Here is a 20,906-nt window from a genome sequence, read left to right as displayed (position 1 = left end):
CTATGCCGATGCGAGCTTCTTGTTTTGTCTCGACATGCCTTCGAAGATCGCGGACGCGAGATCGTGTGGAAAGTTGGCGGGCAGCTGCGCAGCAACGGTGTCGATGACCTGCTGCGTGGCGCCCGTCACCGAGCCGATCAACGCGTCGACGGTATCGCGCGACAAGCCGACCTGTTGGCCTTGCGCGAGCCAATGCCGCCGCACTATCTGACTGATCAGATAGTGATTGCTCGTGCCGCGCACGGCCATTGCCAGCTTCGCTTTCTGCATCGGCACGCGGTTCGCGCCGCGCCCGATGATGGGATGCGCGGACAGCACGTCGTAGAGCGGCGTCGCGCGGTAGCGGTTGCCGGGCAAGTGCGCGATGCTGAAGTTCTTTGCGTGGCCGTCCGTTGCGGCAAGCAGCCAGAAGACCAGTTGCGCGGTGAAGAAGCGCGCGCTGTCTTCGGCGGCATCCACGGAGCCGGCCAGAACGTGCATCACGGCATCGATGCCGGGGCCGCCGTCAGCCTGATACTTCGCAATGGGCGGCGTGCCCGTCGCCTGGCACATGTCTTCTTGCGGAAGACGCACGATCCATGTTCCATCGCTCGACGGACGGCGGTCGAAACGTTCGACGACGAGCGCTTTCTGATCGCCGAAATGCCCGATCTCGCATGCGGCGATGGGCAGGCCGTACGCGGCGACGATCCGCGAGCACAGCCATTCGTTTTCCACCGACGTGCGCATATCGGCCTGCATGTTGCCGACGAGGCCGAGCGGAAGCTTGAGGATATGCGTGGTCGGCGTGCTGCCCGCGGGCAGCACCCAGCGGCCCTTGTGACGCAGCAGCGCCGTCTTTTCCTGTGCGCCTGCGATGGACAGCCGCAGATCGGCGGCCTGATCGCGCTGGCCGAGCGGCGCGGCCGACGTCGTGTCGCGCAACAGCCGCCCGATGTCGGTTGCCGTCAGCGCGTCGCCGCCGATGCGGTAGAGGTCGCTGGGCGCCTCGCCCGGCGGCAGCAGCTGGATCGCGCCGACGCAGTCGCGCCCGAGCGCGGCGAGCAGGTCGAAGGGCGCCGTGCCGCCCGTTTTGTAGCGCTGCGCCATCCTGCGGCGGATCGGTTCGCTATCGGGCAGCAGATTGTCGAAGAACGCCGACACGACGGCGCCGCGGTACGGCTGGTTGCCCGGTGTGAAAGGCAAGGACAGCGACAGCGGACGCCCCTGTTCGTCGTTGATCCACTCGTCGGAATAGACGAGCTGCTCGCCGCCGCTGGACTTTTCCCAGTAGCCGACAGCGATGCCGTTCATCCACAGGTCGAGACGTTGAGTCTGTGATCGGCGCCCCATGCCTACCATGGCTCCCGCTTTCTGGGTGCGCTGGCGGCGGGCTTGCGCGTCGTTCCCGCACGTCCGTCCGCCTTCGGCGCGGAGGGGCGCGTGCCTGTCGCGGCAGCGCCCGTTTGCGCCCGCTTGCCCGTCTTGATGGCGGGCGCCTGGCGCGTGGTCGCGGTTTGGGCGGCCGGTTTGCGCGCTACGGCCTTGACGGTGCCCGGGACTTGAGCAGCGCTGCGGTTCGAAGGCGCGATCTTCGCAGCAGGCGCCGTGGCCGCGTCGGCAGGCTCGTCCCGGCTGAGCGTGATGCCCGCGTTCAGCAGCCGCAAGACCTTGAAGAGCCGCTCGACGCCTGCGGCGGCCGGGTTGGCCTCGAACTGCGCATAGCTTTGCTGCGTGATGCCGAGCCGCTCCGCGAGCATCGCCTGGGTCAGGCCGGCGGCTTTGCGAAAGCCGCGCAGAACGGGCCGCAGCTGGCCAAGCGTCTTGACGGAGTAATCCACGGCGGGCCTCGGGAGAAAGAGGTTGAACGCGGGGCAGGGCCGCCCCGGCACGAGCAGCGTCCGCGCTGCCGTCTGTCGGGACAGGATACAGTTTAAAGACTGTATTGGCAATTTACAGCTTTTAGACTGTAAATAGTAAATACAGGTTAAAGGCTGTATCGACTTTGACGGCGGCTACAAAGCATCGGCTCATGAATATTCTGCGAATAATTCGCAAACTGCGCGCTGCGCCGCAGCGCAGGCATTCGGTCAGCACGGGTACGTGAAGTGCTAACGAACGCTCATTCGGCCGCACGATCAGGCGACGGCGATCCGAACAATATTCACAACAAGGGAGGCAAGGCCATGAGCGATCATCATTCTTCGAATGCACCCGATCCCACACGCCGCAAGATCCTGGCGGCGCTCGCGGGCAGTGTTGCGTTGTCGGCTTGTGGCGGAGGCGGCGGATCGTCGGGCAGCACGGGGGCGACGAGCGGCATTCCGCCCGATCGCGCGAATCTTCCCAGACCTGCGCTGCCGGATCCCGCCACGTCGGGCGTCGATCACATCGTGCTCGTCACGATGGAGAACCGTTCTTTCGATCACATGTTTGGCTGGGTGCCGAACGCCGAACATCAGCAGAACCGCCGGTTCACCGACGCCTTTGGCCAGGCGCAAACGTCGTTCGGGTTGACGTCGAACGCCGCATACGGATTTCAGGCCTGCTCGTTCTCCGACCCGAACCACATGTACGACGCGGGACGCGTTCACCTCGCGAACGGTGCGATGAACGGCTTTCTGCTGACACCCGGAACGAGCGTCACGCGCGGCGATGTGCTGCCCATCGGCTATTTCGGTGCGGCCGATCTCGATTTCTATCGCGGCGCCGTCACGCAATACACGGTTTGCGACTACTACATGAGCGGCATTCTGTCGGCTACGTTTCCCAACCGCCTCTATCTGCATAGCGGCGAGACCGACCGCCTGGACGACAGCGTCGATACGTCTTCGCTGCCGACCATCTGGGATCGGCTCGACGCAAAGAACATCTCGTCGACGTACTACTACCACGACGTCCCGTTCACGGCGCTCTACGGCACGCGCTACGTCGGCCGCTCGAAGCTGTTCGCGGACTTCCTGACGGATGCGGCTGCCGGCAAACTGCCGTCGTTCTGCATGGTCGATCCCAGTTTCGCGGGGGAAGCGCAAGGCACGTCGAACGACGATCATCCGCACGCCGACGTGCGCAACGGGCAGGTGCTGCTCGGCCAGATCTACGACGCGCTGCGCACCGGTCCGAACTGGAGCAAGACGCTGATGATTCTCGTGTATGACGAATGGGGCGGTTTCATGGAGCATGCCGTACCGCCCATCAAGCCGGTGTCGACGGCGGAACACAATGTGGGCAACGACGGCCGTCTGGGCTTTCGTGTGCCGTGCATGCTGTTCGGGCCGCGCGTGCGCGCGAACAACGTGTCGCGCTATCCGTTCGATCCCAGTTCGATTCATCAGCTGCTTGCGTGGCGTTTCGGTCTCGACCCGCTCGGCGTGCGCGCGAGCGACACCAGCACATTCAACATGGCCTACGCACTCGACTTCAGCGACGCGGCGCGAACCGACGCACCCGCTATCGCCGTGACGCAGGGCACGTTCGGCGTCGCGTGCTCGACGGCGGGGGTGATCCCTGGGCTAGGCGGCGTCGATCACAGCCAGCAGGTTCCGTCGACATCGGCATCGGAACCGACGGTCAATGCTCCTGGCGGACGCTTTGCCGACCTCCGCGCGAAAGCGACCGCGCTAGGCTTCCCGGGCAGCATGTAATTTCTGCGCGGCTTGTACATGGCTGAATGAAAATGCGGCTCCGCGACGTGTGTCGCGGAGCCGCAAAAATTTGCCGCACTGGCACCGCGCTTATAGCACGGTTCAGGCAGCTTCCTTCCGACGTTTGCCGATTTCCGTTTCGACGGGCGCTTTATCGGACTGCGGTACGGCGCCGGCAGGGCGGTGCACGTCATGCGTGACGAAGCCCAGTTCGCGGCTCGGCACGTCGAACCAGTCGCGATGCGAGAACGAATCGCGGATATCGTCGAAGCCGCTTTGCCAGTGTTCGAGCATCGTGTCCATGCTGAACTCGTAGTCCTTGTAATGCCCTTCGTACGGCTTGTTCTTGTAGATCAGATGCACGACGTTGATCGCGCTGCCGTCCGCCGCCTCTTCTGCAAGCCGGAACAGCGGGTCCGCTTTCAGCACTGACGTCGGCACATGCTCGAGCAGTTCCTTGATGAAACGCGCATGCTTCTGCCGCTCGGCAAGCATGTTCGTGATCGCGCGCGTGCGGCTCGAATACTGGATGTCCTTGGCACGCTCCGAAATGTCGAGGAAATCGCCCGGCGCATTGCCGCGCGCGCTCCACAAATCCACCTGAAAAACCAGTGTGTCCTTGTGATCGGAATCGCGCAGTACTTCCGTGAGCGGCGTATTCGATACGAGACCGCCGTCCCAGTAGTATTCGCCTTCGATCTCGACGGCGGGGAAGCCCGGCGGCAACGCGCCCGACGCCATGAAATGCTCCGGCGCGAGGCGCATCTTGCGGTTGTCGAAGTACGTGAGATTGCCCGTACGCACGTTCACCGCGCCGACGGACACACGTATGGCGCCGTCGTTGATGCGGTCGAAATCGGCGTATTGCAGCAGCGTCGCCTTGAGCGCGGCGGTATCGTAGTAGCTGACACGGCTCGGGTCCAGCTTGCCGAGTCCTGCCATCGGCAGCGGAAAGCGCGGCGCGAAGAAGCCGGGCTGGCCCTCCGTCAACGCGCGGCCCGCCGCCCACATGCTGGCCCACTTGCGTGACAGGTCGTGCATGCCGAGACCAGGCAGGGCCCATGCGCCAACCCTGCCGACCCAGTCGAGCGGATGGCAGATCGCATTCCAGAAACCGCGCAATGCCTCCACGCGGTTTTCCGGCGCGTTGCCCGCGATGATCGCCGTATTCAACGCGCCGATCGACACGCCCGCGATCCAGTCGGGCTCGACCTTCGCTTCCGCGAGGCCTTCGACGACGCCCGCCTGATAAGAGCCGAGCGCGCCCCCGCCTTGCAGCACGAGTGCGATCTCGTCGTAGCGCGGCAACACAAAAGGCTCGGGTTGTGCGCTGATTTTCTTTGTGTCGCTGCGCATGCGTCGCTCCTTATTTCATCGACCAGCCGTGGCTGACGATCACCGATTGCCCCGTCAGCGCCGACGACTCGAAACCCGCGAGGAATGCGACCGTGTTGGCGACGTCGTCGACTGTCGTGAATTCGCCGTCGACGGTTTCCTTCAGCATCACGTTCTTCACGACTTCCTCTTCGCTGATGCCGAGCGCCTTCGCCTGCTCGGGAATCTGCTTGTCGACGAGCGGCGTGCGCACGAAGCCCGGGCACACGACGTTCGCGCGCACGCCGCGCGGACCGCCTTCCTTCGCGACCACGCGTGCAAGACCGAGCAGGCCGTGCTTCGCAGTGACGTAGGCCGATTTCAGCTTCGACGCTTCATGCGAATGCACCGAGCCCATATAGACGATCGAGCCGCCGCGCTGGCTGTCGTACATGTGCTTGATGGCTGCCTTGGTCGTGAGGAACGCGCCGTCGAGGTGAATGGCCAGCATCTTCTTCCAGTCGGCGAATGCGTACTCTTCGATCGGCGCGACGATCTGGATACCCGCGTTCGACACGAGCACATCGATGCTGCCGAGTTCTTTCACTGCGCGCTCGATGCCTGCATTGACAGCTTCTTCATTCGTCACGTCCATTGCGACGGCGATCGCTTTTCCGCCCGCTTCGACGATGCTCGACGCGACTTTCTGCGCATTGTCCAGATTCAGGTCGGCGATGACCACGGCCGCGCCGAGGCTCGCCAGCTTGCGAGCGCATTGCTCGCCGATACCGCTTGCTGCGCCCGTCACGAGCGCGACTTTATTTTGCAATGACATGTCTGTTCCCTTTGATAATTGGAGAATGTGAGCGATTGCGCGAATCGCCTACACGGCGAGTTCGAGTGCGTCGTCATTCGACTTCTTCGCCGTCTGCGTTTCACCATGCGCAGGCGCGAGATAGTCGAACGCAACTTCGCCAATATCGAGCGTGAGATTCGCGATCACATGACGCGCGCCGACAACGCGCTTCACGGGCAAATCGGCAATCGGTGCGAGCGCGTGTGGATGCAGTTCCAGCGCAGCGGGGCCGCTCCATGCGCCAAGCACCGTGACATCGCGCAGATAGAAACGCACGAGTTCGCAAATGCGCGCCGAGCCGTCGACATGCGGAATCACCTTGAGCAGATAGTTCGGCGTGTCGGCCAGTTTCGCGCGCTCGGCTTCGATATCGAGCGTGCGATGCTTGTAGCCCATCGTGCCCGTGGCGATGCGTTGCGTGCCGTAGTCGAGCGTGCCGAGCAGCGTGTCGTTGCCGTCGACGCCGAGCTTCGGACTTGCGAGCTTCTTCGGAAAGCCCCAGATTTCGCGGCCGCCCGCAATCGGACCTTCGTCGTCGAGATACATCGAGTGCGTGTAGTTCGCGAGCCGTCCTTCCATGTCGCGCACCGAGATCACCTGGCCGCTTTCCGTGTAGTCGCCGAAACCCGACGAATCCGGCATGCGAATGAATTCGTAATGTACGAGCGTGTTTTCGGGCCTCAACGGTTCCGGCACGACGGCGCGCAGCGCATCCAGATCCGTTTCATACGAAATGATGAAGTACTCGCGGTTGAGAAAACGGAACGGAGGGCGAGGGTAGGCGGGATTGTGAACGGGCATCGCAAATGCGGATTGCCGGATCGATTTGATGTCCATGAACTTCCTCTTGGGCATTGGGCGTTGTCGGAGCACGGCGAATCTTAGAGCAAAAGTTTTTTCCCGATCACATTAATTTCTCCAATACACCGTTGGTCTGCGCGCAACAGTGATCGGGCCTTTCAGTCTGATTCAACAAACAGTTAATCATTGTGAAAATCGCCATGACCCATTTCTGTGAGTGACATGTCGAAGACCCGGAAATGAAATACGGATGACATGCGATCGATGGTTCGTCACGCAGCGTGACGACGCCAGAAACTTGTCGTGCTCGTTAATCGGATGAGATTAATGGGTGAACTAAGCAATCTGCCTGTGTGCGAGCGATGGGCGGGAGCGCATCGAACGGGCGGCGTGCAGAGCGTGACTGCAACCGGGGCAAGCCGTCGACGCACGGGATGAAATCCAACCGTAAGGAGAGGTGTGTGACTGAAAGTTTGATTGATTTGTTGCGATGCCGCATTGTCAGGGTATATACTAGGGTTATTACCTAGGGTGTTACCCGCACAAGGAGTCCGCCATGCAACAAGCTACGACCGCCGCTGCCCCGACCACGAACTGGCTTTCGCGTCTGCGCGAACTCGCAATCCGCGCCGTCGACCTGCATCTGCAGCACTGCGCCGTCCTGGCTGAAGCGTATCGCCGCTAAGCAAATCGCATAAAGAAGGGGAGTACGGTTTTCGTACTCCCCTTTATTCATTGGCGCTTCGCGTGCCGCTTCGTCGATCCCGGCTGTTGTGCAGCCACGCCGGTTCGTCAGATGCCCGCCTTGTTCGCCGCGAAGATCAGCCGCAGACCGAGCGCCGCGATGGCGCCTGCCGCGATCCGGTCGATCCACGTCTTCGCGTGCAGATAGATTTCGCGCGGGCGCCGGCTCGAGAAACACAGCGCCACGATCGTGTACCAGCCGAACTCCACCGCGAAGACCAGCGGCGGCAGCACGAAGTAGCACCACACGGGCGGATGCTGCGGCAGCAGCGCCGCAAAGATACTGCCGTACCAGATCGCCGTCTTCGGATTGCTGAGCTGAGTCGTCAGGCCGATCCAGAACGATTTCTTCGCGCTGCCGCCGTGCGCTGCACCCGCATTGCCCATCTCGATCGGATGCGCGGCGCCGCGCCAGATCTTCGACGCCATATAGATCAGATACAGGCCGCCCGCCACTTTCAGGCCGATATACAGCCATTCGACGGCGACCAGCAGCGTGTACAGGCCGGCGAGCGCAATGCCGCCGAAGAAAATCCCGCCAATGCCCATACCCAACGCCGTCGAGAGTCCGTCGCCGCGAGACAGGCTGATCGAGTTTCGCGCGACGAGCACGAAACTCGGGCCAGGAATCATCGCGCCCATCAACAACGCGACGAGAATAGCGAATACGGCAGCGGAAGCGGACATCGAACGGTCTCCTTGATGGCGTCTACAGGTTTGAACGTGTGCCGACAGGATAGAGGCAAGACTCAAGCTTCACAACGCCCATGCAGCGCACGACGCGCGCGCGCGGGACGGCGGGCGGACGACTTGCTAGAGTAGCGCGATGGACGAAAACGAACGTATCAGACGCGCCGTGTCATGGCTGCGCGAAGCCGACGGTCTGCTGGTGACGGCAGGCGCGGGGATGGGCGTCGATTCAGGCTTGCCCGATTATCGCGGTGCAGAGGGCTTCTGGCGCGCCTATCCCGCGTTGAAGCAGCATCGCCTGACCTTTCAGGATATGGCGAATCCGCGCGTGATGGCGCTGCATCCGCGGCTCTGCTGGGGCTTCTATGGACATCGGCTCGATCTGTACCGGCGCACCGTGCCGCATCCGGGATTCGAGATGCTGCGTCGATGGGCGAAAGCGCTGCCGCGCGGCATCTTCGCATTCACCAGCAACGTCGACGGGCAGTTCCAGGCAGCGGGATTCGACGATGCATCGGTGGCCGAATGCCACGGTTCGATTCACATGCTGCAATGCTCGGAGGTGTGCCACGACGGCTTGTGGCGTGCGGACGACGTGCAGCCCGTGGTCGACGAATCGACCTGCGAACTCGTGAGCGAATTGCCGCGCTGTCCCGCGTGCGGCGCCGTCGCGCGGCCCAACATCCTGATGTTCGGCGACTACGACTGGATCGCATTGCGCACCGAGGAGCAGGAAGCGCGTCTGCACGCGTGGCTGTCGACGGTCGAGCAGCTCGTCGTGATCGAAATCGGCGCAGGCAAGGCGATTCCGACCGTACGGTATTTCAGCGAGCAAAACGGTCCGCGCGTGATCCGCATTAATCCACGCGATTTCGGCATTGCGCCTCATCACGGTATCGGGCTCGCGCGAGGCGGAATCGAGGGCCTGCAGTTGCTTGATCGCGCGCTGCGGGGATAGCAGACGGCACCGCATACATAGTGCCGTCCGAAGTCCCCCGGCTGTTTAAACGGCATCCGGCTGTGGAGTCCACGCGGGCTCGCGCTGACTGATGCGCCGCACGGCCACGCGCGCCTGCTGCCTGCGTACGATCGAACGCGCGGCACGAGCGAGCGCGAGGTCGAGCGCGCCGCGCCAGTCTCTCGCAATCGACGTCACCACGACGGGCGTCGCATCCGGTGTCTGCACCTGCACCTGGCAGCGTTTGTCGAGTCCGCCACGCGGACCGTTGATGTCGGACAGACTGACGGTCGCTTTCGAAATCAGCCAGTCCATGCGGCGAAACACGAAGCGGATGCGTTGGCGCGCGAAGCTGCGCATACGGACGGCTTCACGGTCGCGGGACTTGAACAGAACTTGCATGAGACACCTCCTTCGTGGGTACGGCTCAAGATTACGGTGAGGAGGTATGCCGGAAAAAGCAGAAATAAACGAAACTCAAGTTCGGGAAAACCGAATCTGCTCGTGCGCCGCCTATCAGCTGTTTGCCGCTGCGCCCAGCACCTTTTGCGTCAGGGGATGATGCCGCCCGCGTCGCGACACGATCGCGTGAATTTCCTCCTTCACGTCCGGCGAGCGGCCTAGCCAGCGCAGGCCGCGATGCATCGGATCGTTGCGCTCCGCGCCGAAGGCCGCGAGCGGAAACACGCCCATGCCGCGCGCGGCAAACAGCGCCATCAGCGCACTGTCTTCGAACTCGCCCGCAATGCGCGGCCGGATACTCTCCGCTTCGAGCCAGCGGTCGAGTCGCGAGCGCAGCGACGAATGACCGGTGGGCAGCAGCACGGGAAGGGTCGCGAGACTCTGCGGAAAATGGTCGATATGCGTCTTGCGCACGAGGCTGGCCGGCCCGTACCAGTCGATCGGCGAGGCGATCAGGCGTTCGCTGGACAGACGCAGATTCGAATTGTGCGGCGCGGGCTGGCTGGACAACACGAGATCCAGATGATGATGCGCCAGTTCCGCCAGCAGGTCTTCCGCTTCGCCTTCATGACAGAGCAGCCGCAAAGAGGGCGTGTCGAGCACGTTCGCGAGAATCGCGTGGACGGCCAGCTTCGAAATGCCGTCGGTCAAACCGACTGCAAAACGCGCGACTTTACCGCCTGCTGCTTCCCGCACGTCGTCGTGCAGTGCGCGCCCAAGCTGAAAAATTTCCTCCGCGCGTGCGTAGGCCGCCTGTCCCGCCTCCGTCATCGCGACACCGCGCCCTGACGGTTTCAGCAGTTGATGTCCGAGCGACTTTTCCAGCTCGCGCACCTGCGCGCTGATGGTTTGCACCGCCATGTCGAGCCGTTCGGCAGCGCGTGCAAAGCCCCCTTCCTTCACGACAACCCAGAAATAGTGCAAGTGCCGGTAGTTGAGCATGTCTGTCTCACTTCGAAAAAACCGAACTGACTATCAGCTTACCACTGGTTTTTCCGAATGCGCAGTCAGGCGATCATGCGTGCAACAGGCTGTGATGCAGTAATCGGCCGCTTATTTTCAACGGACAACGGACAACAACGCGCGCAAATGGATTCCTTACTGACACTCGCCGCCGATCCCGCAGCATGGGCTGCACTCGTGACACTCGTCGTGATGGAGGTCGTGCTCGGCATCGACAACCTGATCTTCATCTCCATTCTGAGCAACAAGCTGCCTGAAGCGCAGCGCGCGCGAACCCAGCGCATCGGCATCATGCTGGCGCTGGTGATGAGGCTCGGCCTGCTCAGCACGGTCGCGTGGATTGCGCGCCTGACGGAGCCCGTGTTTTCGGTGTTCGACCATGCGTTCTCGTGGCGCGACCTGATTCTGCTCGCGGGCGGGCTATTCCTCGTGTGGAAGGCCACGCGCGAAATGCACCATCACGTGAGCCGGGACGCCGACACGGTATCGAATCCCGCGATGGGCGTGGGCGGGCTGACGGTGACGGCGGCAATCGGCCAGATTCTTCTGCTCGACCTCGTGTTTTCCGTCGACAGCATCATTACTGCCGTCGGCATGACGGATCACCTGCCCATCATGTTTATTGCGGTGATCGCGGCCGTCACGGCGATGCTGTTCGCGGCGCGTCCGTTGTCGAAGTTCATCGAGCGCAATCCGACCATCGTCACGCTGGCGCTGAGCTTTCTGCTGGTGATCGCGATGACGCTGATTGCGGAGGGTTTCGGCTCGCACGTGCCGAAGGGCTACATCTACGCTGCGATGGCTTTTTCCGGCTTCGTCGAAGGAATGAACATGCTGGCGCGTCGCAGGCAGGTCAGACGAGAGCTCAAGGCGGCAACAGCGTATGTGTCTGCCATTTCCTCAGAAAAGGCTCGCACGGAAGGTTCGGCGCTCTCTAACTAAAGGAAGCGTTTCGGGAGCGGCGGCGAAAACCGCCGCTCTGTACCTGGATACAAAAGGAGCGATGCAATGAAATGTCCCGTTTGCAAGACCCCCGATCTTCTGATGACCGAGCGTCAAGGCATCGAGATCGACTACTGTCCGACATGCCGCGGCGTATGGCTCGATCGCGGGGAACTCGACAAGCTGCTGAACCAGATGCAGGACGAAGGAGAGCCCGCACACCGAGGCGGCCAGCATGGGCGCCCGCATGAGCACGATGCCCGGCGCGAACAGTCGTGGGGACGCCGTCACGATTCGTATGACGACGAGCGCCACAAGCATGACGATCCACGGCGCGATCCACACCGCAAGAAGAAATCGCTGTTCGATATGTTCGACTTCGATTGAGTCTCATGCGGTATGAATGTGGCCGAGCGCGCGCCTTATAGTATTACTATAACGATCCGATCGATGACTGCGTCCGCACATCGAATCAGGCACTCTCCAAGCGCCCGACGCCCGTATTAGTTTTTCATATCTGCCTAAAACGTGGGAAAAGGCGGCCTCAGCGCCGCCTGTTCGATTCAGATAGCCTGATGTTCGACTTGGCGAACGTGGGGAAAACGCTAATCGAAAGCGCGTGAAGCCAAACATATAGTTTGGCTATAAGTAAAAGTCAGACGCGCGAAATGCAACCTCGGTCATTTCCGGGGCGTGCGCGGCGCGCAGGATGTCCGCCACGAGCGCACATCCATGCCGGAGGGTCTCCCGACGGCGTTTTCCAGATTCACCGTCAGTTGCCTGTTTTGCAGCAAGAGTTGGCGCATGCGTTCATTCGTCGTCGCGTCAAGGCCGTTGTCGCGTACGCAGGAAAGCAGTGCCTGGAAAAACAACCACATCGGAGACACACATGAAAGTCGCCACGCGTCTGATCGCCGGAATGCTTGTTGGAGCGGCGCTCACCGTCGCTGCCAGCGTCAATAGTTTTGCGGGGGACAAGCAGATCACCTTGGGCTTTTCGCAGGTCGGCGCGGAAAGCGCATGGCGCACTGCGAATACCGTGTCGGTGAAAACGTCCGCGAAAGATGCCGGCATCAATCTGAAGTTCTCGGACGCGCAGCAGAAGCAGGAAAACCAGATCAAGGCCATCCGCTCGTTCATCGCGCAGAAGGTGGACGTGATCGCCTTTTCGCCCGTCGTCGAGTCCGGCTGGGAACCCGTGCTGACAGAAGCGAAGAACGCGAAGATCCCCGTGATTCTCACGGACCGTTCGATCGACGTGAAAGACACGTCGCTCTACGTGACGATGATCGGCTCTGACTTCCTCGAAGAAGGCCGCCGTGCAGGACGCTGGCTCGAAGAGCGCTACAAGAACGAAGCGGGTCCGATCAACATCGCCGAACTGCAGGGCACGGTTGGCAGCGCACCCGCGAACGACCGTCACGCGGGCCTGATGGAAGTGATCAAGAACGATCCGAAGTTCAAGATCATCGCTTCGCAGAGCGGCGACTTCACGCTCGCGGGCGGCAAGCAGGTGATGGAAGCGTTTGCAAAGACCTACGGCAAACAGATCAATGTGGTCTACGCGCATAACGACGACATGGCGCTCGGCGCGATCCAGGCGATGGAAGAAGCAGGCATCAAGCCAGGCAAGGACGTGAGCGTCGTATCGTTCGATGCGACCAAGGGCGGCTTCGAAGCGATGATCGCAGGCAAGATCAACGTCGACGTCGAATGCAGCCCGCTGCTCGGACCGCAACTGATGACGGCCGTCAAGGACGTGGTGGCGGGCAAGCAGTTGCCCAAGCGCATCGTGACCAACGAAACCGTGTTCCCGATGAACGTCGCCGCGCAGATCCTGCCGCAGCGCAAGTACTGAACGGAACGGCTTAACTGCTGAGACCGTCCGGCGCGCCTTGTCGCGAGGGCGCGCCGGATTTTCCATCACGTGATCGTCACGCTGCTTGTGTCATGCATATGGCCGAACAACCGTTACTCGAAACCATCGGTATCAGCAAGACGTTCCCGGGCGTGAAAGCGCTGTCGGGCGTCGACTTCCGGCTTTTTCCCGGAGAAATCCATTCGTTGATGGGCCAGAACGGCGCGGGCAAATCGACGCTCATCCACGTACTCACGGGCGTGCACGAACAGGACGCAGGCGAGATCCGTCTCGCGGGCGAGCCCGTGCGTTTCGCCACGCCGCTCGAAGCGGAAGCTGCGGGCATCCAGACGCTTTACCAGGAAATCAATCTCTGCCCGAATCTGTCGGTGGCCGAGAACATTTTCGCGGGCCGTCAGCCGAAGCGGCGCGGCGCGATCGACTGGAAAGCAATCCATGCGCGCTCGCACGCGGCGCTTGCCGGACTGAATGTGTCGCTCGACGTCACCAAGTCGCTCGATGCCTACCCGATCGCCGTGCAGCAGATGGTCGCGATTGCGCGCGCGATGTCGGTGAAGGCGCGCGTGCTGATCCTCGACGAGCCGACGTCGAGTCTCGACGACGGCGAAGTCGCGCGGCTCTTCGACGTGCTGCGCAATCTCAAGCAGGCGGGCATTGCGATCCTGTTCGTCACGCACTTTCTCGAACAGACGTACGCGATTTCCGATCGCATCACGGTGATGCGCAACGGCGTGCGCGAGGGCGAATATCTCGCGAAGGATTTGCCCGTCGAGGAACTCGTTGCGAAGATGGTCGGCCACAACCGGATGTCGGAGCGCCTCAAAGGCGGCGCGCCCGATACGCCGCAGCAGCACGCGGGCGCCGCACCGTTTCTGTCGATGCAGGGCGTCGCGCGGCGCGGCGTGATGAATCCCATCGATCTCGACGTGCAGCCGGGGCAGATACTCGGTCTCGCCGGTTTGCTCGGGTCGGGCCGCACGGAAACGGCGCGCCTCGTGTTTGGCGTCGACAAGGCGGATACGGGCACGATCAGCATCGACGGCAAGAGCACGAAGCTCAGTTCGCCGCACGATGCCGTGCGGCACGGCATCGGCTATTGCCCCGAAGACCGCAAGAAGGAGGGCATCGTCGCCGCGCTGTCGATCCGCGAGAACATCATCCTCGCGCTGCAGGCGCGGCGCGGCTGGCTGCGCATGATCAGCCGCAAGAAGCAGCGTGAAATCGCCGATACGTATATCGAGCGGCTCGGCATCAAGGCGCACGACGCCGAGCAGCCGATCGGCCTGCTGTCGGGCGGCAACCAGCAAAAGGTCGTGCTCGCGCGTTGGCTCGCCACCGAGCCGAAGATGCTGATTCTCGACGAGCCGACACGCGGCATCGATGTCGCCGCGAAGTTCGAAATCATGGACCGCGTGCTCGCGCTGTGCACGAAGGGCCTCGCCATCCTGTTCATTTCGTCCGAAGTCAGCGAGGTCGTGCGCGTGAGCCATCGGATTGCGGTGCTGCGCGACCGGCGCAAGGTCGCCGATGTAACGGGCAGTGCGGTATCGGAAGATCAGGTCTACCGGCTGATCGCTGGGGGTAGCGAATGAAGCAGGAAATGAAGCGGATTCAGGCGGTATTCAGGCACCAGCTGGTGTGGCCCGTGCTGACGCTCGTCGCGCTGTTCGTCATCGACGTCGTGCACCGCGCGAACTTTCTGTCGATCACCGTACTCGACGGACATCTGTTCGGCGCGCCCATCGACATTCTCAACCGCGCCGCGCCGCTCGTGATCGTCTCGCTCGGCATGACGCTCGTGATCGCGACGCGCGGCATCGATATTTCCGTCGGCGCGATCGTCGCGATTGCGGGCGCGGCGGCCGCCGTCGTGCTCGCCGACGATCCGTCGCGCATCGGGGTAGCGCTCGGCGCGGCGCTCGCTGTAGGTGTGCTGGCGGGCATCTGGAACGGCATGCTGGTCGCGTTCGTCGGCATGCAGCCGATCATCGCGACGCTGATCCTGATGGTGGCGGGGCGCGGCGTTGCGCAGCTGCTGACGGGCGGGCAGATCATTCCCATAGGCGCACCCGGCTATCTCGTGTTCGGCGGCGGCTATCTCGCGACCGTGCCGTGTTCCGTGTGGATCGCGCTCGGCGTGACGGCCGCGACGGCGCTGCTCGTCAATCGCACGGCGCTGGGGCTGTTCATCCGCGCGATCGGCGTCAATCCCGTCGCGACGCGGCTGGTCGGCCTGCGCGCGAGCGCGATCGTGTTCAGCGTCTACGTGTTCTCGGGCCTGACGGCCGCCATCGCCGGCATTCTGGCGAGTTCCAACGTGCGCAGCGCCGACGGGAACAACGCGGGCCTGCTGCTCGAACTCGACGCGATTCTTGCCGTGACGCTCGGCGGCACGTCGTTGCTCGGCGGACGCTTCAGTCTCGCGGGCACCGTGCTCGGCGCGCTGATCATCCAGACGCTCACGTACACCACGTACTCGATCGGCGTGCCGCCCGAAGCGACGCTCGTCGTCAAGGCGATCGTCGTGCTCGTCGTCAGCGTGATCCAGTCGGCCGTCGCACGCGCGATGTTGATACGTCAGTTGCTGCGCGCGTTTGCATTCGCGAAGACGAAACCGCTTACGGGGACTCCACAATGAACACCATGCTCGGGCGGCTGCTCGATCCGCGCACGTTGCCTATCGTCGTCACCGTCGTGCTGTTCGCCGTGCTGTTCGGCTTCGGCTCGGTGATGTACACGGGTTTTTTCTCGCTGCAGGTGCTGCTGGGCCTGCTCGTCGATAACGCGTTTCTGCTGATCGTCGCGATCGGCATGACGTTCGTGATCGTGTCGGGCGGCATCGATCTGTCCGTCGGTTCCGTCGTCGCGCTGACGACGATCCTCTGCGCGATATGCGCGGAACGTCTGCACTGGCCCGTGTGGGTGATCGCGCCGCTGGTGCTCGCATTCGGCACGCTGTACGGTGCGGCGATGGGCGCGCTGATTCACTTCTTCCGCTTGCAGCCGTTCATCGTCACGCTGGCGGGGATGTTCCTCGCGCGCGGCGCCTGCTTCCTGATCACCACGCAGTCGATCACGATCAACGAATCGACCTTTCACGCGATGGCGGGCTTCAGCGTCCCCATCGGCGGCGGCTCGCTGACCTCGGGCGCGCTGATCGCATTGCTGACGCTGGCCGTGGCGATCTTCGTCGCGCACTTCACGCGCTTCGGGCGCAACGTCTATGCGCTCGGCGGCAACGAGCGCTCGGCGCTGCTGATGGGTCTGCCCGTGGCGCGCACGCGGATCGGCGTGTATGCATTGAGCGGCTTCTGCTCGGCGCTCGGCGGCTTCGTGTTCACGCTGTACGTGCTGTCGGGCTACGGCCTGCAGGCGCAGGGCATGGAACTCGATGCGATCGCCGCGACCGTGATCGGCGGCACGCTGCTGACGGGCGGCGTGGGTTATGTGATCGGCTCGGTGTTTGGCGTCGGCATTCTCGGCACGATCCAGACGCTGATTACCTTCGACGGCACGCTCAGTTCGTGGTGGACGCGCATCGTGATCGGCACGCTGCTGTGCGCGTTCTGTCTGCTGCAACGGATCATCGAGCGGCACGCGGCGCGGCGCAAGTCGGACGGCACGGGGCTCGGCGCGAACGTCGCGAAGCCCGCCGACAAGCCCGCACCGACGCACGGCACGAGCACCATCGATCTCGCGAAGATGAGCCCGACGACGTTGAAGCAGTTGTGAGCTTTGGCGAGTGTGTCAGCCGTCTAATGGCAACGCTGTATCGTCGATCTGCATGCGTGCGTTACGGCGCGCCGCGCCCGGCGACACACCGACGATACGCTTGAACGCACGGCTGAATGCAGCGTCCGAGTCGTAACCGAGACGCGTCGCCAGTTCCGTCAGCGACGCGTCCGTTTCCTGCAATAGCGTGAGCGCCGACTGCATTTTCCAGCGCACGGCATAACGCATCGCGGATTCTCCGACCAGTTGCGTGAAGCGCGCGGAGAAGGCCGAGCGCGACATGCCGACGCGGTCGGCGAGCGCGGCCACCGTCCAGGTGTTCGAAGGATCGCGATGGATCATCGCGATCGCGCGTCCGATCTGCCCGTCGCGCAACGCGCCGAGCCAGCCCGTTTGCGCAGCGGGCGCATGCGCGATCCACGCGCGGATTGCCTGAATCACGAGAATATCCGCGAGCCGCGTGATCACCGTTTCGCCGCCCGCGTTCAACTGCTGCGCTTCCGCCGCGATGAATCGCAACGTGCTCTGAATCCATTCCATTTCCGGCGACCGCCACGTATCGACGCGAATCAGCTTCGGCAGCAGGCCGATCAGCCGCTGTGCCGCGGGATGATCGAAACGCACGAGCGCGCAGATCATCGTGGCGGGCGTGCCGCCTTCGCCATGACGAAGAATCTCGTAGCGGTTGCTGACGGCCTCGCGCGGCAAGTCGAAGAGCTTTCCGGCGGGCACGTCCGGCGCGCTCATCAGCCGATGCCCCGCGCCATGCGGCACGAGCGCGAGGTCGCCGGCGCGCAGCGTGCAGCGCTCAGCGCCTTCCACTTCGAGCAGACATTCGCCCGACGTGACGACATGGAACATCATCGAATGCTCGAACGGGGGCAGGTCGAGCGCCCATGGCGCGCTGAACTCCGAGCGGCAATAGAAGGTGCCGCTCATGCGCAGAAAGTGCAGCGCTTCGCCGAGAGGGTCGCCGGATTCGGGCGGTGCGTTCATGCGCACAGTGTAGGCAGCGGTGAATGCATCGTCCAGCGAATCGTCCGGATGTGTGGACGAATGAGCATGAAGGAAAGACTTCGGATCATTGTTCGTCCAGAAGCGGGCGGCTATTCTGGATTCACGGTCGCCGCACGACGCAGCGCCGGAACTGACATGAGCGGACATGAGCGGAGATGATCGATGAAAGCCGACACGATTCTCGTGCTGGGCAGCACGGGCAAAACAGGCCGCCGCGTGGTGGAGCGGCTCAAGAAGCAGGATGCGAACGTGAGGCACGGCTCACGTTCGGGCAAGCCGCCGTTCGACTGGGCAGACCGCGCGAGCTGGACGCCCGCGTTGAAGGGCGCGCACGCCGTGTACATCACGTACTTCCCGGACCTCGCGGTCGAAGGCGCGGCCGACGACATTCAGGCATTCACGCATCTGGCCGCGCAAAGCGGCGTGCGGCGCCTCGTGCTGTTGTCGGGGCGCGGCGAGGCGCAAGCGCAGCGTTGTGAAAACATCGTGCGTGAAGCCGGCGTCGAATGGACGCTGTTGCGCGCCAGTTGGTTCGCGCAGAACTTCAGCGAGGCGCACTTTCTCGAAGGGGTGCTCGCGGGCGAACTGGCGCTGCCCGTCGGCGGCATCGGCGAGCCTTTTGTCGATGCCGACGATATCGCCGATGTCGCTGTCGCCGCGTTGACGGAAGACGGCCACGCAGGCCAGCTCTACGAACTGACGGGACCACGCCTGTTGAGCTTTACCGAGGCCGTCGCGGAGATCGCGCAAGCAAGCGGGCGGCCCGTCCGCTTCACGCGCGTCGCGATGCCGGAATACGTTGCCGCACTCGAAGCCGCGCAACTGCCGCCCGACGCGATCGACCTGATCCGCTATCTGTTCACGGAAGTGCTCGACCGACGCAATGCGTCCGTGCAGGATGGCGTGCTTCGTGCGCTCGGACGGCCGCCGCGCGACTTCGGCGATTACGCGCGCACGACGGCTGCGACAGGCGTCTGGACACCCGCCGTCGAAGAGAGCGCACCCAGCTTCTGATTGAGCCAGTATGCGTACGACACTTCGATGTTCTCCTGAAGCGCGACGAGGTTCGTGGTCTGGTCGATCAGCAGTTGCCCGATCTGCGCGATCAGGTTGAACTCCTGTTCGACCAGTTTCGTCATCGTGTTCGCGCCGCGGATTTCGGCGCGTTCGCGAGTCCACGCAGCCCAGCCTTGCAGCCACGACTGCTGCTGCAACGTCAGGCGCTCGACTATGGCCTGCTGCATCTGGGCCAGTTCGCTCCAGGTCTGCATGTCCATGCCGAACGCAAACAGCCGCGCAGTGTCGATGCCGTTGGTAGCCGAACGCGCAGCCCAGCCGGATAACAGCACGGGCATTTTCAGCGTGTCCTGAACCGCGGCGGCGCGCGCGGCGGGGGCCGTCTTCTGGACAGCGGTGGCGGCCGAGACAACGGCCGTCGCGCGCGATGCGGCGGCTTCATCCGCAAAAGCGGGCTGCGTAAGCGTCATTTCATTCATAGCGGGCTCGTCAGGTAAGAGGAAGGTTAGCCGCCAAGCCGGCTCAGCATGCCGTACAGCGCCTTGATCTGGATCGCGTCGCGCGAGTAGTAGTCGGGCTGCTCGGGATCGTCGCTCGTGTAGCCCCACCAGTCCCAGCAGCCATCGGGGTTTTGCAGTCCGCCGCCGTCCGCGCCCGTCGCCTGCGGATACAGCACGATGATGTCGTTGCTGTCGGCGAGTTCGTTGTAGCCCGTCGTCGTGATGTAGCGGTTTCCATAGGGCGCCTGATTCGCGATGTCGGCGCGTCCGTACACGTAGTTCACGTAGCTGTAGCCCTGCTTGCAGCCGTGCAGCACGACGTGCACGCGTGCGGGTGCACCTTCTTCCACGGAACGCGGCACATACGCGTAGCCGAATTCGCCCATGCTGGCGCGCGCTTCGCCGCCGAAGAATTCCGTCTGGTCGAAGCGCAGCAGGCGGCCGCTCGTCTGTTGCGCAGCGGGCTTGAGACCTTCGTAGATATGCTGCAGGATCCGGTGCGACTGCATGAAGCCGCCCTGGTTGATATACGGCGGCTGGTTGGTATCGAGCAGCGAATCTTCGGGGTTGTCGGTGACGATCGAGTGGCCGGCGGGCACCGTGTCGTCGAACAGGATATCGCCGGATGCCACGCCGAGCAGTTCGTAAAAGCGCTGCGTGCACTTCACGACTTCCGAATACACGACGGTATCGCGCGAACCCGTGAACAGATAGATGCGATCGCCTTTGAGGTTCGACAGCGGATCGATTGCGCCCGCCTGTGCGGTGTCATGCGCGAGTTGCGCGAGACGCGGCGCGCTCGGTCCTGTTTGCGGTGTCAATGGGCTCATGCAGATGTATTCGGCGCTTTGCACATAGGCATCCGCTGCAAGCGGCGCCGCGCCGCGAAACGACTCGGAGCAACGGAACGGTCCGCCCGCAATCACGCCGACGCCCGCAAAACTCGCGGAATGCGCGAGGTGGAATTGCACCGTCATGAACGCGCCCGACGACAAACCGGAAATGGAACTCTCGCCTTTCCTGACGTTGTAGTCGCGCAATTGAACGATCTCGTTCGCCATTGAATGATCCCCCGTACGAGTAGCGCGGCCGCGATGATATTCATCGCGGCCGGTCAGATGTGTGACACGTGAAGGTCGCTTGTCGAGCCGCTATTTGCGGCGCTTCGAAGTCGAAGCTCTATTGGTATAGGCTAGTTTGCGCAGTGCAGCAAGCGCTTTATTCTGAGGATTGACACGCGCGATTCGCGTTCGTGTGCTGAGGTCTTTCAGACGATGCCGCGTGCATTGCAGTCACGCATCGCGCATCGCGCTGTGATGCATATTTCCTGTTCCGCGGGATGGGAGTTCATCGGGTGAGAACGCGTGCGACAGATCACGCAGCGGATTTTTCATGTTGTATGCTGACT

Annotated in this window: 21 protein-coding genes; 10 read left to right on the top strand and 11 right to left on the bottom strand. The window is 62.9% G+C overall.

The genetic code is table 11. The features are described 5' to 3' along the window. Together FRZ40_RS31540 and FRZ40_RS31535 are read right to left on the bottom strand one after the other, a co-directional pair. Positions 1–1,332 carry a type II toxin-antitoxin system HipA family toxin gene (locus FRZ40_RS31540; protein ID WP_147236704.1) on the bottom strand — a complete coding sequence of 444 codons (1,332 nt, stop codon included), beginning with the start codon at positions 1,330–1,332 and terminating at the stop codon, positions 1–3. 2 nt (positions 1,333–1,334) lie between these two features. Beyond that, the gene (locus FRZ40_RS31535; RefSeq protein ID WP_028364807.1) at positions 1,335–1,820 is read right to left on the bottom strand and encodes a helix-turn-helix transcriptional regulator; all 486 of its coding nucleotides are present in this window, start codon (positions 1,818–1,820) and stop codon (positions 1,335–1,337) included. Between the two features lie 345 nt (positions 1,821–2,165). Between FRZ40_RS31535 and FRZ40_RS31530 the strand changes: the two genes are divergently transcribed. Continuing rightward, positions 2,166–3,623, top strand: a complete 1,458-nt coding sequence (locus FRZ40_RS31530) for an alkaline phosphatase family protein (RefSeq protein ID WP_028364806.1) — start codon at positions 2,166–2,168, stop codon at positions 3,621–3,623. 102 nt (positions 3,624–3,725) lie between these two features. Here FRZ40_RS31530 and FRZ40_RS31525 read toward each other — a convergent pair whose 3' ends face one another. The 3 genes from FRZ40_RS31525 to FRZ40_RS31515 are packed head-to-tail and all read right to left on the bottom strand — an operon-like array spanning position 3,726 to position 6,630. After that, positions 3,726–4,979, bottom strand: coding sequence for a DUF3734 domain-containing protein (locus FRZ40_RS31525; RefSeq protein WP_147236703.1), 1,254 nt, complete (start codon positions 4,977–4,979; stop codon positions 3,726–3,728). A 10-nt stretch (positions 4,980–4,989) separates the two neighbouring features. Further along, entirely contained in the window at positions 4,990–5,772 is a 783-nt protein-coding gene (locus FRZ40_RS31520) for a 3-hydroxybutyrate dehydrogenase (RefSeq protein ID WP_028364804.1), read from the bottom strand. A gap of 48 nt (positions 5,773–5,820) precedes the next feature. After that, positions 5,821–6,630, bottom strand: a complete 810-nt coding sequence (locus tag FRZ40_RS31515; protein WP_028364803.1) for an acetoacetate decarboxylase — start codon at positions 6,628–6,630, stop codon at positions 5,821–5,823. Between the two features lie 520 nt (positions 6,631–7,150). Here FRZ40_RS31515 and FRZ40_RS45835 point away from each other — a divergent pair. Further along, positions 7,151–7,279 carry a hypothetical protein gene (locus FRZ40_RS45835; protein ID WP_269323352.1) on the top strand — a complete coding sequence of 43 codons (129 nt, stop codon included), beginning with the start codon at positions 7,151–7,153 and terminating at the stop codon, positions 7,277–7,279. A 107-nt stretch (positions 7,280–7,386) separates the two neighbouring features. On the opposite strand, the gene FRZ40_RS31510 is transcribed toward FRZ40_RS45835, so the two are convergent. Further along, positions 7,387–8,025: a LysE family translocator gene (locus tag FRZ40_RS31510; protein ID WP_028364802.1), complete on the bottom strand. Its 639-nt coding sequence runs from the start codon at positions 8,023–8,025 to the stop codon at positions 7,387–7,389. 139 nt (positions 8,026–8,164) lie between these two features. Between FRZ40_RS31510 and FRZ40_RS31505 the strand changes: the two genes are divergently transcribed. Beyond that, positions 8,165–8,986: an SIR2 family NAD-dependent protein deacylase gene (locus FRZ40_RS31505; protein ID WP_147236702.1), complete on the top strand. Its 822-nt coding sequence runs from the start codon at positions 8,165–8,167 to the stop codon at positions 8,984–8,986. A gap of 45 nt (positions 8,987–9,031) precedes the next feature. Here FRZ40_RS31505 and FRZ40_RS31500 read toward each other — a convergent pair whose 3' ends face one another. Continuing rightward, entirely contained in the window at positions 9,032–9,388 is a 357-nt protein-coding gene (locus tag FRZ40_RS31500; protein ID WP_147236701.1) for an HPF/RaiA family ribosome-associated protein, read from the bottom strand. Between the two features lie 114 nt (positions 9,389–9,502). Continuing rightward, positions 9,503–10,390: a LysR family transcriptional regulator gene (locus FRZ40_RS31495; protein WP_147236700.1), complete on the bottom strand. Its 888-nt coding sequence runs from the start codon at positions 10,388–10,390 to the stop codon at positions 9,503–9,505. A 147-nt stretch (positions 10,391–10,537) separates the two neighbouring features. Here FRZ40_RS31495 and FRZ40_RS31490 point away from each other — a divergent pair, with 147 nt between their 5' ends. From FRZ40_RS31490 to yjfF, 6 genes are all read left to right on the top strand, one after another. Then, a complete protein-coding gene (locus tag FRZ40_RS31490) occupies positions 10,538–11,353 on the top strand; it encodes a TerC family protein (RefSeq protein ID WP_147236699.1) in 816 nt (271 codons plus the stop codon). A 66-nt stretch (positions 11,354–11,419) separates the two neighbouring features. Beyond that, entirely contained in the window at positions 11,420–11,740 is a 321-nt protein-coding gene (locus FRZ40_RS31485) for a TFIIB-type zinc ribbon-containing protein (protein ID WP_028364797.1), read from the top strand. A 532-nt stretch (positions 11,741–12,272) separates the two neighbouring features. Then, on the top strand, positions 12,273–13,211 hold the full coding sequence (locus FRZ40_RS31480; RefSeq protein WP_240057380.1) for an ABC transporter substrate-binding protein: 939 nt from the start codon (positions 12,273–12,275) through the stop codon (positions 13,209–13,211). Between the two features lie 98 nt (positions 13,212–13,309). After that, the gene (locus tag FRZ40_RS31475) at positions 13,310–14,824 is read left to right on the top strand and encodes a sugar ABC transporter ATP-binding protein (protein WP_147236697.1); all 1,515 of its coding nucleotides are present in this window, start codon (positions 13,310–13,312) and stop codon (positions 14,822–14,824) included. An 8-nt stretch (positions 14,825–14,832) separates the two neighbouring features. Further along, positions 14,833–15,870: an ABC transporter permease gene (locus FRZ40_RS31470; protein ID WP_028364793.1), complete on the top strand. Its 1,038-nt coding sequence runs from the start codon at positions 14,833–14,835 to the stop codon at positions 15,868–15,870. Further along, on the top strand, positions 15,867–16,964 hold the full coding sequence (yjfF, locus tag FRZ40_RS31465) for a galactofuranose ABC transporter, permease protein YjfF (RefSeq protein ID WP_028364792.1): 1,098 nt from the start codon (positions 15,867–15,869) through the stop codon (positions 16,962–16,964). Before FRZ40_RS31470 ends, yjfF begins: the two co-directional genes overlap by 4 nt. Before the next feature lie 15 nt (positions 16,965–16,979). Here the strand turns inward: yjfF and FRZ40_RS31460 are convergent, their stop codons facing one another. Beyond that, positions 16,980–17,960, bottom strand: a complete 981-nt coding sequence (locus tag FRZ40_RS31460) for an AraC family transcriptional regulator (RefSeq protein ID WP_147236696.1) — start codon at positions 17,958–17,960, stop codon at positions 16,980–16,982. Between the two features lie 183 nt (positions 17,961–18,143). On the opposite strand from FRZ40_RS31460, the gene FRZ40_RS31455 reads away from it, so the two are divergent. Beyond that, positions 18,144–18,995 carry an NAD(P)H-binding protein gene (locus tag FRZ40_RS31455; protein WP_147236695.1) on the top strand — a complete coding sequence of 284 codons (852 nt, stop codon included), beginning with the start codon at positions 18,144–18,146 and terminating at the stop codon, positions 18,993–18,995. Here FRZ40_RS31455 and FRZ40_RS31450 read toward each other — a convergent pair. Together FRZ40_RS31450 and FRZ40_RS31445 are read right to left on the bottom strand one after the other, a co-directional pair. Continuing rightward, positions 18,926–19,477: a hypothetical protein gene (locus tag FRZ40_RS31450; RefSeq protein ID WP_147236694.1), complete on the bottom strand. Its 552-nt coding sequence runs from the start codon at positions 19,475–19,477 to the stop codon at positions 18,926–18,928. The genes FRZ40_RS31455 and FRZ40_RS31450 overlap by 70 nt on opposite strands. A gap of 26 nt (positions 19,478–19,503) precedes the next feature. Further along, positions 19,504–20,559: an extracellular catalytic domain type 2 short-chain-length polyhydroxyalkanoate depolymerase gene (locus FRZ40_RS31445; RefSeq protein WP_147236693.1), complete on the bottom strand. Its 1,056-nt coding sequence runs from the start codon at positions 20,557–20,559 to the stop codon at positions 19,504–19,506. Positions 20,560–20,906 lie beyond the last annotated feature (347 nt).

Source organism: Paraburkholderia azotifigens (assembly GCF_007995085.1).
GTDB classification, from domain to species: domain Bacteria; phylum Pseudomonadota; class Gammaproteobacteria; order Burkholderiales; family Burkholderiaceae; genus Paraburkholderia; species Paraburkholderia azotifigens.
Note: the sequence above shows the minus strand (reverse complement) of the source record. Positions and strands in the feature narration are given on the sequence as shown.